The organism is Mesorhizobium sp. USDA 4413, from assembly GCF_056280365.1.
The window spans coordinates 3,823,646-3,837,699 of sequence record NZ_JBVPRP010000001.1; the positions used below are offsets into that span (position 1 = coordinate 3,823,646).

Consider the following 14,054-nt stretch of genomic DNA (forward strand, 5'->3'; position numbering starts at 1 on the left):
CTTAGGCGGCCATGGACTGAGGTTCGGCTGCGGCCGTGATCGGTTCGCCCGCCGGCGTGGCCTTGGCCGGCGCCTTGATGCCGAACCAGGTGACGTAGAGCGTCGGCAGGAACACCAGCGTCAGCACCGTCGCCACCATCAGGCCGCCCATCACCGCATAGGCCATCGGTCCCCAAAACACGGTCGGCGCGATCGGGATCATGCCGAGAATGGCGGCCGCCGCCGTGAGCAGGATCGGCCGCAACCGATGGGTGGTGGCGCTGATCACCGCGGCCCACGCCTCCTCGCCGGCGGCGATGTGCTGGTCGATCTGCGCGATCAGGATCACCGAGTTGCGGATCACCATGCCGATCAGCGACATCACGCCGAGGATGGCGACGAAGCCCATCGGTGCGCCGGAGAGGAGCAGCGCGCCGGCCACGCCGATGATTGCGAGCGGAGCGGTGAGCAGCACCAGCACCAGGCGCTGGAAGCTCATCAGCTGGATCATCAGCACCGTCGCCATGATGAACAGCATCAGCGGGAAGACCACGAAGATGCTGGCCTGCGCCTTGGCGCTGTCCTCGATCACGCCGCCCTGCTCGACGCTGTAGCGTGCGGGCAGCTCAGCCCTGAAGGTGGCAATGGCGCTCTCGAGCCGCTTCGACACGGTGGTGGCGTTCTCGCCCGGCGCGACGTCGGCCTGGACGGTCACAGTCGGCAGCCGGCCGCGGCGCCAGATCAGCGGCGGCTCGGTCTGGTAGCTGAGCTTCGCCACCTGCTCGAGCGGCACCCGCCGTCCGCCGGACGCGCTGATCGTCAGGCCGCGCAGCGTGTCGATGCTGGCGCGTTCGCTATCCACGGCACGTGCGACGATGTCGACCAAGTAGGTGTCGTCGCGCATCTGCGTGATCTTCGAGCCCGACAGCACTGCGTTGATCGTCTCGGAGAGCTGCTGCGAGGAGATGCCCAGCGCGCGCGCCCTGTCCTGGTCGACATCGACCTTGATCACCTTGGCCGGCTCGTTCCAGTCGTAGTTGATGTTGCGCACCGAGGCGTCGCTGCCCAGCACCTGCGCGAACTGCTGCGCGAGGCTCCGCGTCTTGTCCGGATCCGGACCGCTGACGCGGAACTTCAACGGCCAGCCGACCGGCGGGCCGAGCTCCAGCGGCGTGACGCGGGCCATGACGTCGTCGAAGCCGGTCGACAGCTGCTTCTCCAGCCGGTCGATGACGGCCTGGCGCACGGCGTGGCCCTTGGTCACCACCACCGCCTGGGCGAAGAAGTCGTTGGCGAGCTGCGCGTCGAGCGGCAGGTAGAAGCGCACCGCGCCCTGGCCGACATAGAAGCTCCAGCGGTCGATATCAGGATCGGCGGCGAGCAGCTTCTCGACGCGCTCGACCACGGCATCCGTCGATTTGATCGAAGCCGTGCGCGGCAGAGTGAGGTCGACCATGACCTCGGGCCGGTCGGACTTCGGGAAGAACTCCTGGCCGACGAAGCCCATGGCAACGACCGAGAGCGCGAACAGCCCGGCCGTCGCCGACAGCACCAGCCACTTCGCTCGTATTGCCATATCGAGCAGCGCCTGGAAAGCGCGGGCGATGCGCGAGGGCTGATGGTTGCCATGGCCCTTGAGGCGGTCCGGCAGCAGGAAGACGCCGGTGAGCGGCGTGAACAGCACCGCAACCACCCAGGAGACGACGAGCGCGATCGCCACGACAGCGAACAGCGAGAAGCAGTATTCGCCGGCGCCGCTCTTGGCGAAGCCGACCGGCACGAAGCCGGCGATCGTCACCACCGTGCCGGTGAGCATCGGGAAGGCGGTGGAGGTGTAGGCATAGGTGGCGGCCGAGATCTTGTCGTAGCCTTCCTCCATGCGCGAGATCATCATCTCGACCGCGATCATCGCATCGTCGACCAGCAGGCCGAGCGCGATGATCAACGCGCCGAGCGAGATGCGCTGCAGCGAGATGCCGAAATACTCCATCGTGACGAAGGTGATCGCCAGCACCAGCGGGATGGCGACCGCCACGACAACGCCCGGACGCCAGCCGAGCGCCAGCAGCGAGACGGCAAGCACGATGGCGATCGCCTCGCCGAGACTTTTTGTGAACTCGCCGACGGATTCTTCCACGACATGCGACTGGTCGGCGACCAGGCCGAGCTCGGTGCCGAGCGGCAGCTCGGCCTCCATCTCATGCATCTTCTCCTTGACGTTATCGCCCAGCGCCAGCGCGTCGCCGCCCGAAGTCATCGAGATGGCGATGCCGACGGCGGGCTTGCCGTTGAAGCGGAACATCGGCTGCGGCGGGTCGGAATAGGCGCGCTTGACCTCGGCGACATCGGCCAGCCGGAAGTAATGGCCGTTGGCGTAGAAGTTGATCGCCTTGAGGCTCTCCTCGGAGGCGAAGCTGCCGGAGACGCGGATGGCGATGCGCTCGGGGCCGGCATCGACCGTGCCGCTCGGCGTAAGCGCGTTCTGCGCCTGCAGCGCCTGCGACAGCGTGCCGACGTCGAGGCCGAGCGCCGCCACCTTCTGTGTCGAGAATTCGAGATAGATCTTCTCGTCCTGCTGGCCGATCAGGTCGACCTTGGCGACGTCCTTCACCGTCAGCAGCCCCGCACGCAGGCTGGTGGCGATATCCTTCAGCTCGCGATGGCTGACACTGTCGGAGGTGAGCGCATAGATCAGCGAATAGGTGTCGCCGAACTCGTCATTGTAGAACGGACCCTGCACGCCGGACGGCAGCGTCGGCTTGATGTCGTCGAGCTTCTTGCGCACCTGATACCAGAGCGGCTGCACCTGGTCGCCGGCAACAGTGTCCTTGAGGTTGACGAAGACGACGGATTCGCCGGGCTTGGTGTAGCTCTTGACGTAGTCGAGGTCCGGCAGTTCCTCGAGCTTCTTCTCGATGCGGTCGGTGATCTGCTCGACCGTCTCGCTGGTGCTGGCGCCCGGCCACATCGTCTTCACCACCATGGTCTTGATGGTGAAGGGCGGATCCTCTTCGCGGCCGAGGCCGCCATAGGCATAGAGCCCCGCAAGGGCAGCCGCGATCATCAGATAGACGATGAAGCTGCGGTGGCGCAGCGCCCATTCGGAAAGATTGAAGCTGGTCATGATGCGGTTCCTTTTCAGGGCGCGCGCAAGCGCGCTCCGCCGGCGCTTGCCGGCTCGCTAAAGAAATGACGGTTTGGGTTCAGTCAGCGCCCGCTGCGTCGCGGGCGCCGTAGTCAGGCCAGGCTGTGCATGGTGCCCGGCACACGGTAGGGCGCGCGCTCAGCGGTTCTCGGCCGAATGGCGAGGCCGGCGAGATAGCGCTGGAAGGCGGACGCTTCCTGGACCGGCGAGGCGAGCGCGACATGGCCGTCCGGCCTCACCAGATAGGCTGCGTCGCGCCGCAATCCGGCTTTCCCGGCGGCGTCGGTCCAGGCGAAGGCGTGGACTGGGATGCCGGTCGGCGCGAGCATCGCCCGGAAATCGCAATCGACCTCGCCATAGACATGGACCTGCCAGTCGAGCGACCGCAGCGGCTCGAAATTCTCGCCATTTGCACCAACAACATAGGGCAGGCGATCGCCGCCGCTGACCTTGCCCGCCACCCCCGAGCTGATCGGCCCGGGGCGGTACTGGATCGCCGTCTGCGAGATCACGCCGAAGAATGCGCGCGACCCGAACGAAGTGTGGAGCCCGATGTTCATGACCTTCGGCATCACGTAACGCCGGAACAGGCCGACCAGCCGCGAGCGGTTGGTGATGAAGCGGAACACCTTGTCGGTGCTTTCGATCAGCTTGTGGGCAAAGGCGATGCGCTCCGGCTCGTAGCTGTCGAGCAGGCGCGGATCGGCCCGGCCCTGCACCACGGCGCCTAGCTTCCAGGCGAGGTTCACAGCATCGCCCATGCCGGTATTCATGCCCTGGCCGCCGGCCGGGCTATGGATGTGTCCGGCATCGCCGACGAGGAACACGCGGCCGGCGCGGAAGCGCTCGGCGACGCGATGATGGACGCGGTAGGTCGAGAACCAGTTGACCTCATGGATCGTGACCCCGGTCTCGCGCTCGATATCGGCGCGGATCGCCTCGAAACTGATCGTCTCGTCGGCCTCATGCGCCTTCGGCACGATGCCGATGAGGCGCAGCGAGCCCGACTGCCGGACCGGCATCACGATGGCGAAGCCGTAGGTGCTGATCGTCGTGTCCATGCCGTTGCGGGTGACGTCGCCTGTGCCCTTCACGTCGGCGACGTAGAAGGCCTGCTCGTAAGTGCCACCGGGAAAGCCGATACCGAGCCCATGGCGCACCGTGCTGCGGGCGCCGTCGCAGCCTGCGAGATAGGCGGCGCTGACGGTCTCGGTCTGGCCATTCCGGCAAAGGGTCGCGATGACCGCGTCACCCTTGTCCTGGAAGGCAACGAGCTCTGTCCCTCGCTCGACCTCGACGCCGGCGCGTTCCAGATGCCTGATCAGCACGCGTTCATGGATGTCCTGCGGCAGCGCGAAGGCGAAGGAGTAAGGGCTGATGCCGCGGCCGAAATCGGACAGTGGCAGCCTGGCGGCGACGCCGGCCGGGGTATGCAACGTAAGCCGTTCCAGCCGGATGCCTTCTGCAAGGATGTCCTCGACGATGCCGATCTGGCGATGGAATTCCAGCGTGCGTGCCTGGACGGCGAGCGCGCGCGAGGTTTCGCCGGGAGCGGCGGCCTTGTCGAAGATGCGCACCGGCACGCCAAGCCTGGTCAGCCACAGCGCGAGCGTCAGCCCGGTCGGGCCGGCGCCGGCGATGAGGACCTTGGTCCTGGACATGGTCATTTTCCTTCTCCCTCGATGATACGAACTTTTTCGTGCTCCCGCAGCCGGTTCACGCCGGCGGTGACGACCAGATCGCCCTTGGCGAGCCCGTCGCGGACCACCACGCGGTCGGTCTCGTAGCGGACGACCGTGATGGGCTTGAGTTCGACAGCGGACGAAGCGGTGACAACCCAGACGGCCGGCTTGCCGTCCTTGTCGAAAAGCGCGCTGCCCGGCAGCACCACGACCGGGGTGCTGGCCAGTTCGGCGCGGCCGCCGACGCTCGCGCCGAAGCGCATTTCGGCGGGGGCATTCTGCAGCGAGACCTTGACCTGGAAGGTGCGGGTCGCGGCGTCGGCCATGGGCGCGATTTCGCGGATGGTGCCGACCGCGGTGATCGCCGGATTGCTGAGCAGCGAGACAATCACTTTTGGTGGATGCTTTGTATCGGGGGCATTGGCGAAAACCGCTTCCGCGATCGAGAACACCGCGTCGCGGCCCTTCGGATCGGCGACGCGCACCACCATCTGCCCGACATTGACGGACTGGCCGGCTTCGGCTCCGGTGGCGGTGACGATGCCGTCGAACTCGGCATGCAGCTCGGTATAGCCGAGCTGGTCCTTGGCCATATCGAGGGCGATGTTCGCCGACTTGAGCTTGGCCTGCGCCGAGCGCAGATTCTTCAGCGTGGCGTCGTAATTGGCGCGGGTGGTAAAACCCTTGGCGAGCAGCGCGCCGATGCGGGCCTCCGCAGCTCTTGCCTCGACAAGCACGGCCTGTGCCGCCGCGACATCGGCCTCGGCGCTGGCGAGCCGGTTGCGATAGTCCTGGTCTTCGATGCGGGCGAGAACCTCGCCCTTCTTCACCGTCGCGCCGATCTCGGCGACGCGTTCGAGCAGTTTGCCCGATACACGGAAGCCGAGGTCGCTTTCGAGCCTTGGCCGGATCTCGCCAATGGCGGTTCGGGTATCTGCGTCGAGCATCGGGGCAACCGCCATAGTCTTGACGAGCTTAGTCTCCGGCGCGGCGGGCTTGGCATTCGAGGCCTCGCTTTTGGCGCCGTGCCAGACCATCGCGGCGCCGCAGGCAAGAACGGCGATCGAGCCGGCGACGAGGCGGCGCCTCAGAGGCTTGTTGTGGAAGAGTGAGGCAATCATGTTGTCTCCATGCCCAAGTTTGCGGTCGCGCAGGGAGGATGCGGCGACCGGGAAATATGTTGGCTGGAGAAGGGATCGGCCGTTGTGGCCTGTCTTTCGCCAGCCCGATCTTCTTGGCGCTTCCGGCTCCGGAAATCCCGAACGGTTTCTGAAAATTTTCCGATGTTTGGGTGAGGCGACCTTGGAACGGCGCAGGGAGACGCCGATGCGGAAGGTCAAACCGTCCAGAAATAGCGCACGAGGTGGAAGAAGATCGGCGCGGCAAAGACCAGGCTGTCGGTGCGGTCGAGCATGCCGCCATGGCCCTCGATCAGATGCCCCCAATCCTTCACGCCCTGGTCGCGCTTGATGGCGGAAGCGACCAACCCGCCGAGGAATCCCATCGTGCAGGCGACGAAGGCGACGGCCGAGGCCTGCAATGGCGAGAACGGCGTAATGAAAGCGAGCAGGGCGCCGAGCAGGCTCGAGGCGGCGAGCCCGCCGATCAGCCCCTCCCAGGTCTTCGACGGCGAGACCTTTGGCGAGAAGCGGTGCTTTCCGAACAGCTTGCCGAAGATGTACTGCAGCACATCGCTGCCCTGCACGACGATGATCAGAAAGGCGACGAGCAGCAGGTTGCGCCCCTCGAAGCCGGGCACGTTCAGCGTCAGCAGCGCAGGGACGTGGCTGACGCAATAGACCGCAATCATGATCGCCCATTGCTGCGCCGACACGCGCTCCAGGAAGCGTTCGGTATCGCCGTGAAGCGCCGTGATCGCCGGCATCAGCAGGAAGCAGTAGACCGGGATGAAGATGACGAACAGTCCATACCAGGCGGTCCACACCAGCCAGTATTGGATCGGAATGACGATGCCGAACATGCCGAGCAGAACCCAATGGTCGCTGCGGCGGCTGTGCGTCAAGGTGACGAACTCGCGCAGTGCCGCGAACGAGATCAGCGCGAACAGGATGGTCATACCGTAGCGGCCGAAGAAGAAGGCGACCGTCATCAGCGCCACCATCACCCACCAGGCATTGATGCGCTGGGTGAGGTTGGTGAGCGTCGCGCTGAGCGGCTTCGGCGCCCGCGCCGACAGCACCGCGGCGGTGGCGCTGGCCGTGGTCAGCACGACGAAAAGTCCGATGATCAGGATGCTGATTTCGTGGCGCATCATTCGTCTCGATGGGGACGGGGATTGAGGGCCAGAAGTTCGGCCCGGGCGCGCTCGAGGAAGGCGCGGCGTTCCTCGCCCGGCGCCACCGCCACCGGCGCGCCGAAGACGACGCGGCAAAGCAGCGGCACCGGCAGGAACTGGCCCTTGGGCAATACGCGCGACATGTTCTCGATCCAGCACGGGATCAGCTCCACTTCCGGCCGCGCCATCGACAGATTGTAGAGCCCGGAGCGGAACGGCAGCAGCTCGTCGCTCATGTTGCGCGTGCCTTCCGGGAAGATGATCAGCGAATGACCCCGGTCGAGGACGGAAAGCATGACGGAGATCGGGTTCTCTTCCGGGCTCGTCCATTGCCGGCTGATCAGCACGGAGGATAGCATGTCCTCGGCGATGAAGCGGCGCAGCCGCGACTTTCGCCAATATTCGGCGGCGGCGACCGCATGTGTGGTGGCGCGTTCTCTTTCGCTGAGGCAGGCTGACAAAAGGATGAAATCGCCATGGCTGGTGTGGTTGGCGAAATAGATGCGCTGCCGGTCCGATGGCTGGCAGCCGCTCCAGATCGGACGCACGCCGGTCACCGCCCGGGCCAGCGCCGCCAGGCCGACGGAGGTAGCCGTCTGCAGCAGCGTGAAGGTCCGGAGCGACAGCTTGTTCATTCCGGCATCCAGAATCCGGCTGTCAGGAACGCGATGACGAAGATCGCGAAGGCGATACGCTGCCGGGCAAGCAGGCGGCGCGTTCCGGCGATGCGGTCGTGGAGCGGGCGCGGAGAGGAGGAGGCGGGCTTGAGCCGCATCCGCGCCAGCACGTCGTCGACAGCGGCGCATCCCGAACGCTCATTGTCATGGCTCGCCATCAGTCGCAACAGCAGTGCGTCGAAGGCGAGAAGCGCCGAAAACCCAAGCACCACGACGGCGCTTGCCGCCGCGACCAACAGCGCCAGCACCGCGATCGGCGCCTGGAGCGCGCCGCGCGCCGAGGCGACCAAAGGCGCGAAGCCGTCGCAGACGAGCACGATCGCGGCCGGCCATGCGGCGTGTTTGATCAGCATCGCGGCAAGGCCGGCTGTCCGCTGCTGATAGGCTTGGTCCGTCATGCCGGCTCGTCCAGTCCGATCTGAAGATGCACTGGTCGTCCGGACGCGGCGAGCTGTTTGCGCGCCTGAGCCGACGTGTGCGAGCGGCCTGTCGCGACCAGCCATCCGGCAACGACGGTGGCGCTGCGCTGGAAGCCGAGCGCACAGCAGACCAGCACCGTGCCTTGCCGGCGCGCCGGCTCGATCCCCGCCACCGCTTGGTTGAGCACACCCACTGGCGGCGGCAGGAGATCGAGCATGCCGAAGCTGTGCCAGCGGCCCGTCGCGTCTCGCGGCCGCTCAAGCTCGGCGGCGAGATCGATCACCGTGCCGAAGCCGTCAGCCTCAGCGGCGCTCGGGAACCGCCCAAGGAAGATGCCATCGGTGACCGGCACGACCGGCGGCAGCTTGCGCGTCCAAGCCCAGACATTGACCCTGGCGCCTAGGCGATAGGGCCAAAGCAGGATGCGACTTGCCAGCGATACACGGCCATCCGCCGCCTTCTGGAACACTTTCGCGCCGGCCCCGGCATAGGCGAAGGCGATGATGGCCAGCGCCAGCGAAGGCCATAGAAGCAACAAGGCGAGGGCGGAGAAGAGGGCGCCGGCCGCAGCGCCCGTTAGCGCCAGAGCGGCGCCCAGCGCGTAGTATAGCGCAAGCCGCCTTGCCTTGTCGTCGGCGGTCAGGCGGAAACCGGCGAACGGCAGCTCGCCCCGTGCCGGAAAGAGCCACAGGGCAAAGAAGCCGAGCAGCGCGCCGGTCGGGATGTCGATGAAATGGTGCTGCCAGGTCGTCAGCACCGAGGCGCCGATCAGAAAGCACCAGCCGTGCCATAGGCCCAGCAAAGGACCGGCGAGGCGCTGGCGCCAGTGATCCCAGACGATCACCAATAGCGCGATGTGCAGCGACGGCGCCTGGTTGAACGGCTTGTCGAAGCCGCCGAGCACGGCAAACAGGAAACCCGGCAGGCCGCTCGTTTCCGGCCGCACGAAGGTGGCGGTCAGCGGAAACAGGATGAAGCAAGCGACGGCGACGATCTGCGCGGTGAGGTAGCGGCCGGCCAGCCGGTCGACGCCCTGGCGGCTGTCGTTGAGCAGGAGCGACAGTCCGTAGAGCAGGTTGATCGACCAGTAGGGCACGATCGTCCAGGCGACGAACGGAACATGGTGTTCCCAGGAGAACACGATGCTGCCGACATGGTCGCGCGTCGAGGCGAGCCAATTGGCGAAGCCGTAAGTCGAATAGAAGAACGGCGCGAGGAAGGCGAGCCACAGCGCTGCGCGAAGGACGACACGCCCATAGGGCTCGGCGCTGGGTGAAAGTGGCGGGGGCTCGACACTGGAAGGCATGCGGCGGTGGTCCTAAAGCCGCCTTGCCATCGAGACGGTGAACATGCCCCATTGGTCGATGCGCTGGTCGAGCTTCTCGAAGCCTGCCGCCTCGACCAACTGATCCATCTCGCCTTGCGTGCGCCGCCGCATCACCCAGGCCTGGCCGCCGCGATGCGAGGTCAGGGTGCGCGCGATCATTTCGAGCTGCGGGTGCCAAGGCTGGTTGGTGTAAATGAGCAAGCTGCCCGGTTGCATGGCGCGGGCCAGGCCGCGGAGCGAGCGCGCAATCAGCGCATTGTCGGAGAAGAGCTCGTAAAGGCCGGACACGATGGCGAGGTCCGGTGCCGGATCGAGCGCGGCGAGCCCGTCGCCGTCGAAGGCGTCGGCGCGCTGGAACGACACGCTGGCCGGCAATTGCCGCTCGGCGATCAGCTTGCGGCCGAGCTCGACATTGAGGTCGGAATAGTCGCACAGCCGAACGCTGGTCGGTTGCTCCCGGCTTTTGTCGATCGCATCGAGGACGTAGCGGCCGTGGCCAGACGCAATGTCCACGATGTTGGTGGACCGCCCAGTGGTCTTCAGTATTGCCAGCGCCGAGCCGATCAGTTCTTCGATGTGAAGCTTGCGCTGACGGATGCCGCGCCAACCGATGGCGTCGAGGAAGGTCCGGTCGACCATGCGGCCGATCGGCCCCAGGCCGCGCGGCTCGTTCTCATAGACATAATCGAGCGTCGAACCGGAATCGAAGCCGGTGGTAACGCCGACCTTCATGCCTTGCGAGAACCAACTGCCGATGCGGATGAAGGCGCGGCTCATCGTCCAGTAGAGGCCATTGGGCGACAGGAGATCGAGCGGCGAGGCGAGGCGGTCGGCCTCATCGCGCGTGTAGCCGGCGATGTCCGCCTGCTGCAGATCGACAGCTGCTGCGGGTGCCGCGAACTGCGCTTCGAGGAACGGCCGGATCAGGTCGAGCGCCTTGGCGCGGTCGCGCTCGCCCAGCGTATCGTGGAAGAAGCCCGGCAGCACGTGGCGTTGCTTCGCGCGGCTGCCGAGATTGACGAAGAACTCGTGCTGCGGCGCGTGCCGCACCACCCAGTCGCTGCCCGACAGAAGAAGTTGCGTCGGCACGGTGATGGCGCGCGCATCGGCAACGACGCGCGCCGCGTGCTGGTAGAGCTCGAGCAGGATGTTCGAGGCGATTGGCCTTGTGATCAGCTTGTCGTTTTCGAAGGAAGCGATGCGCACAGGGTCATGAGTGAGAAGGTTCGCCTTGACGTAGGAATTGACGAAGAAGCGCCCCTTGATCTTTTGCCACAGTGCGATGCCTTCCTTGGCGAAAGGGACATAGAGTTTCACTGAGAAGGCGGGCGAGGCGAGCACCATGGCGCGCAGTTTGGGCGCATAGTCGTGCACCCACGCGGCCGCCAGCACCGCGCCGAAGGACTGCGCGATCAACGCGATATCCTGCGCGGCAAAGCCGTCCCTGGCGGCGATCTCGCGCATGAAACAGTCGATATCGCGCACCAGCGCAGCGAAAGACGGAGCATAGCCGCGCTCACCGGCGGAGCGGCCGTTGCCGCGCGCATCCCAGGCATAGAAGGCGTAGTCGGGCATGCTGAGTTCGTCGACGAGATGCGCCATGCGGCCGCCATGCTCGTGCCCGCGATGGAAGAGCACGACCGCGCCCTTGGCCGTGGCCTGCATCGCCGGCCAGTAGCGGTAAAAGATCTGCGTGCCGTCATGGCTGCGGAAGGCGCGTTCCTGCGCCTGCCGCGCAAGGCTTTCCGCCGGCGCGCTGGCGACCTGTTCGTGAAGCATGGCGGTTCCCCCGGACGGCATGGCGAGTCTCGGTGCTCAGCCGGTGCTGCCAATAAGACCGGCGCGTATCCGGTTTATGGCGGTCAGCAGCGAAAGCGTAGCCATGGCCGGAAACACAAACGGCGCGATTGCCTCCGGCCAGAGTCCGGCGGCGGCGAGCACGGCGACCACGCCGAGCGCCAGCGCCCTGTCGCTCTTGCCGAACGGCCCGGCATAGTTTCGCCCGATCCCGGCGGCGATGCCGAGCACGCCGGCGAACTCGGTGAGCGCCGCGGCGATGGCAAAGGCGACGACACCCCAGGCGCCGAATTGGGGAAGGGCGGCGAAGGGCAGGATCACCGCGAGGTCGGAGACGACATCGCAGATCTCGTTGAGGTACATGCCGAGCGTTGAGGCCTGGCCATGTTCCCGCGCCATCATTCCGTCAATGGCGTTGAGCGCCATGCGCAGGAAAAGCACAAGGGGGATGAGGAAGAGCAGCAGGTTCCAACCGGGGAGGATCGCGATCGCCGATCCAGCCGCGATGGACAGCAGTGCAGCCGCGATCGTTATGCCGTTGGCCGTCACACCCATCGCCGCCAACCTGTTGACCAGCGGCCGCAGCCTTTCCTGGAAAGCCGGCTTCAGCGCATAGAGCGTCGGCATTGCGATGATCCCCCGATCCTCGCCGCCAGATGTATCACAAACATGCCGAACGGCACCAGCACAGCTGCTAAAACACAGTGAATCTCAGGCGGTTGGCACCGTGCCACGCACTCATCGCCTAAGGACGCCGCCGGAACCGGCGCTCAGTGGCGCTTACATGCCGACCTGCGACCATACATTCCTGGCACGGCGCCATGTCGATATGCCGGCTTCTGGAACAAAGCATCCTCTTGAATAGTAAGCACGCTTATCATATGTATCGCTCATGGTTTCAGATGGTATCGACAGATTGGGCTTTTTGATCCACGACGTGCAGCGCCTGATGCGCAAGCGTTTCGAGGCGCGCGCCAGCGGACTGGGCCTTTCATCGGCGCAATGGCGGCTGCTCGTCCGCGTCGCCAAGGAGGCCGGCGTCGCGCAGGCGCGGCTTGCCGAGCTCCTCGAAATCGAGCCGATCAGTGTCTCGCGCCTGGTCGACCGCATGGAGGAGGGCGGCTGGATCGAGCGTCGCCAGGACGCGACCGACCGGCGTGTGCGCATGATCTTCCCGACCGAGAAGGCGAACGCGGCCTATGCCGACGTCAAGAGCCTGGCCGGCGAAGTCTATGAGGAATCGCTGACCGGTGTGTCGGCCGAAGAACGCCGCGTCCTGATCCGCGTGCTGGACACCATCGTGCAGAATCTGACGGACGGCGAGACGTCGTCCCTGGAAAAGATCAAGAATAGAGAAGGGCGGGCAGCATGAACGCGGCAGCCAAGATAGAGGACGACAACGTCACCAAGTTTGCGTCGGCGCAGCCGGTCGCAGAAGCCCCGGCGCACCCGGCGGCCGCTCCGGTCGCGGCTGCGCCCGAGCCGCAGCCAGTCCCGGCCGCGCCAAAAAAGAAGCGCCGCCTCGGCCGCTTCCTGTTGATGGTTGCCCTGCCGCTGGCGCTGCTTGCCGGCGGCGCGTATGTCTGGGTGACCGGCGGCCGCTACCAGGAAACCGAGAACGCCAACCTGCAGCAGGCCAGGATCTCGGTCGCCTCCGACACAGCCGGCCGCATCGTCCAGGTCGGCATAGCCGACAACCAGCTGGTCAAGCAGGGCGACCTTCTCTTCGTCATCGATCCCGAGCCTTACAGAATAGCGCTCGCCCAGGCCGATGCGGCGGTCGCCGCCGCGCGCCTCAATGTCGAGCAGCTGCGCGCCGCCTACAGCCAGGCGATGGCGCAGGAGAAGTCCGCCTCCAGCGAGGTCGACTACGCGCAGTCGCAATATGACCGCGCCGCCGATCTCGCGCAGAAGGGCATCAACGCCAAGTCCTCGCTCGATCAGGCCCGCAACGATCTCGACAAGGCCAAGCAGCAGCTGGCTGTCGCTCAGCAGGGCATCGTCAGCGCCAAGGCGGCACTCGGCGGCAATCCGGATATCGAGACCGACAAGCATCCGACCGTGATGGCGGCGCTCGCCGCGCGCGACAAGGCCGCCTACGACCTGGCGCAGACGACGGTCAAGGCGCCGGCGGACGGCGTCATCTACCAGGCGGCCTCCTTCAAGGTCGGCCAGTATGTTTCGGTCGGCACGCCGCTTTTCGCGCTGGTCGAGACCGGCGACACCTGGATCGACGCCAATTTCAAGGAAACCCAGCTCACCAACATGAAGCCGGGCCAGAAGGCCGAGATCGTTGTCGACACCTATCCGGGCCGCACCTTCGAGGCGACTGTCAAGGCGATCGGCGCCGGCACGGGCGCGGAGTTCTCGTTGCTGCCCGCGCAAAACGCCACCGGCAACTGGGTCAAGGTCACGCAGCGCATTCCCGTGCGCCTGGAGTTGACCGATCCCGACGCCAAGATGGCGCTGCGCACCGGCATGAGCGCCACCGTCACCGTCGACACCGGCGTGGCGCGCGGCCTGCCGTCGATCTTCGGCCACGCTACGGCAGGAGAGCACGCGCAGTAACAATACGCCCCCGCGAATTTTGGGGGCGGAGCAGGGGATTGGTCTGATGGGAGGAGTGGGAAGGATAAGCGTTTAAGATCAGCCGCTTGGCGGCGCGATCAAAACCGAAACCTTCGACACGGACCCGTCGGTCCTCAGGTTTCCGGGCGGCAGGCATCCGCTC

The 14,054-nt window shown here is 65.9% G+C and carries 11 protein-coding genes; 2 read left to right on the plus strand and 9 right to left on the minus strand.

Annotated elements, in window-relative coordinates; all coding sequences use genetic code 11:
- Window position 1 precedes the first annotated feature (1 nt).
- The 9 genes from ACVMIM_RS18690 to ACVMIM_RS18730 form a co-directional block, all read right to left on the minus strand.
- Window positions 2-3,103 carry an efflux RND transporter permease subunit gene (locus ACVMIM_RS18690; RefSeq protein ID WP_476113789.1) on the minus strand — a complete coding sequence of 1,034 codons (3,102 nt, stop codon included), beginning with the start codon at window positions 3,101-3,103 and terminating at the stop codon, window positions 2-4.
- A 113-nt stretch (window positions 3,104-3,216) separates the two neighbouring features.
- On the minus strand, window positions 3,217-4,791 hold the full coding sequence (locus ACVMIM_RS18695; RefSeq protein WP_476113790.1) for an FAD-dependent monooxygenase: 1,575 nt from the start codon (window positions 4,789-4,791) through the stop codon (window positions 3,217-3,219).
- Window positions 4,788-5,927 (minus strand): efflux RND transporter periplasmic adaptor subunit, encoded by a 1,140-nt coding sequence (locus tag ACVMIM_RS18700; RefSeq protein ID WP_476113791.1) that lies wholly within the window; start codon window positions 5,925-5,927, stop codon window positions 4,788-4,790. Before ACVMIM_RS18700 ends, ACVMIM_RS18695 begins: the two co-directional genes overlap by 4 nt.
- A gap of 215 nt (window positions 5,928-6,142) precedes the next feature.
- Window positions 6,143-7,078: a phosphatidate cytidylyltransferase gene (locus ACVMIM_RS18705; RefSeq protein WP_476113792.1), complete on the minus strand. Its 936-nt coding sequence runs from the start codon at window positions 7,076-7,078 to the stop codon at window positions 6,143-6,145.
- Complete coding sequence (locus tag ACVMIM_RS18710) at window positions 7,078-7,737, minus strand: lysophospholipid acyltransferase family protein (protein WP_041001119.1); 660 nt, start codon at window positions 7,735-7,737, stop codon at window positions 7,078-7,080. The genes ACVMIM_RS18705 and ACVMIM_RS18710 overlap by 1 nt, the downstream gene beginning before the upstream one ends.
- The gene (locus tag ACVMIM_RS18715; RefSeq protein ID WP_476113793.1) at window positions 7,734-8,177 is read right to left on the minus strand and encodes a hypothetical protein; all 444 of its coding nucleotides are present in this window, start codon (window positions 8,175-8,177) and stop codon (window positions 7,734-7,736) included. The genes ACVMIM_RS18710 and ACVMIM_RS18715 overlap by 4 nt, the downstream gene beginning before the upstream one ends.
- Window positions 8,174-9,505 carry a phosphatase PAP2/dual specificity phosphatase family protein gene (locus ACVMIM_RS18720; RefSeq protein ID WP_476113794.1) on the minus strand — a complete coding sequence of 444 codons (1,332 nt, stop codon included), beginning with the start codon at window positions 9,503-9,505 and terminating at the stop codon, window positions 8,174-8,176. Before ACVMIM_RS18720 ends, ACVMIM_RS18715 begins: the two co-directional genes overlap by 4 nt.
- Before the next feature lie 12 nt (window positions 9,506-9,517).
- Entirely contained in the window at window positions 9,518-11,305 is a 1,788-nt protein-coding gene (locus tag ACVMIM_RS18725) for a bifunctional alpha/beta hydrolase/class I SAM-dependent methyltransferase (protein ID WP_476113795.1), read from the minus strand.
- A gap of 36 nt (window positions 11,306-11,341) precedes the next feature.
- The gene (locus ACVMIM_RS18730) at window positions 11,342-11,950 is read right to left on the minus strand and encodes a CDP-alcohol phosphatidyltransferase family protein (protein ID WP_278050569.1); all 609 of its coding nucleotides are present in this window, start codon (window positions 11,948-11,950) and stop codon (window positions 11,342-11,344) included.
- Between the two features lie 265 nt (window positions 11,951-12,215).
- Between ACVMIM_RS18730 and ACVMIM_RS18735 the strand changes: the two genes are divergently transcribed.
- Window positions 12,216-12,695, plus strand: coding sequence for a MarR family winged helix-turn-helix transcriptional regulator (locus ACVMIM_RS18735; protein ID WP_041001110.1), 480 nt, complete (start codon window positions 12,216-12,218; stop codon window positions 12,693-12,695).
- Entirely contained in the window at window positions 12,692-13,891 is a 1,200-nt protein-coding gene (locus tag ACVMIM_RS18740) for an HlyD family secretion protein (protein ID WP_476113797.1), read from the plus strand. The genes ACVMIM_RS18735 and ACVMIM_RS18740 overlap by 4 nt, the downstream gene beginning before the upstream one ends.
- The last annotated feature ends 163 nt before the right edge of the window (window positions 13,892-14,054 follow it).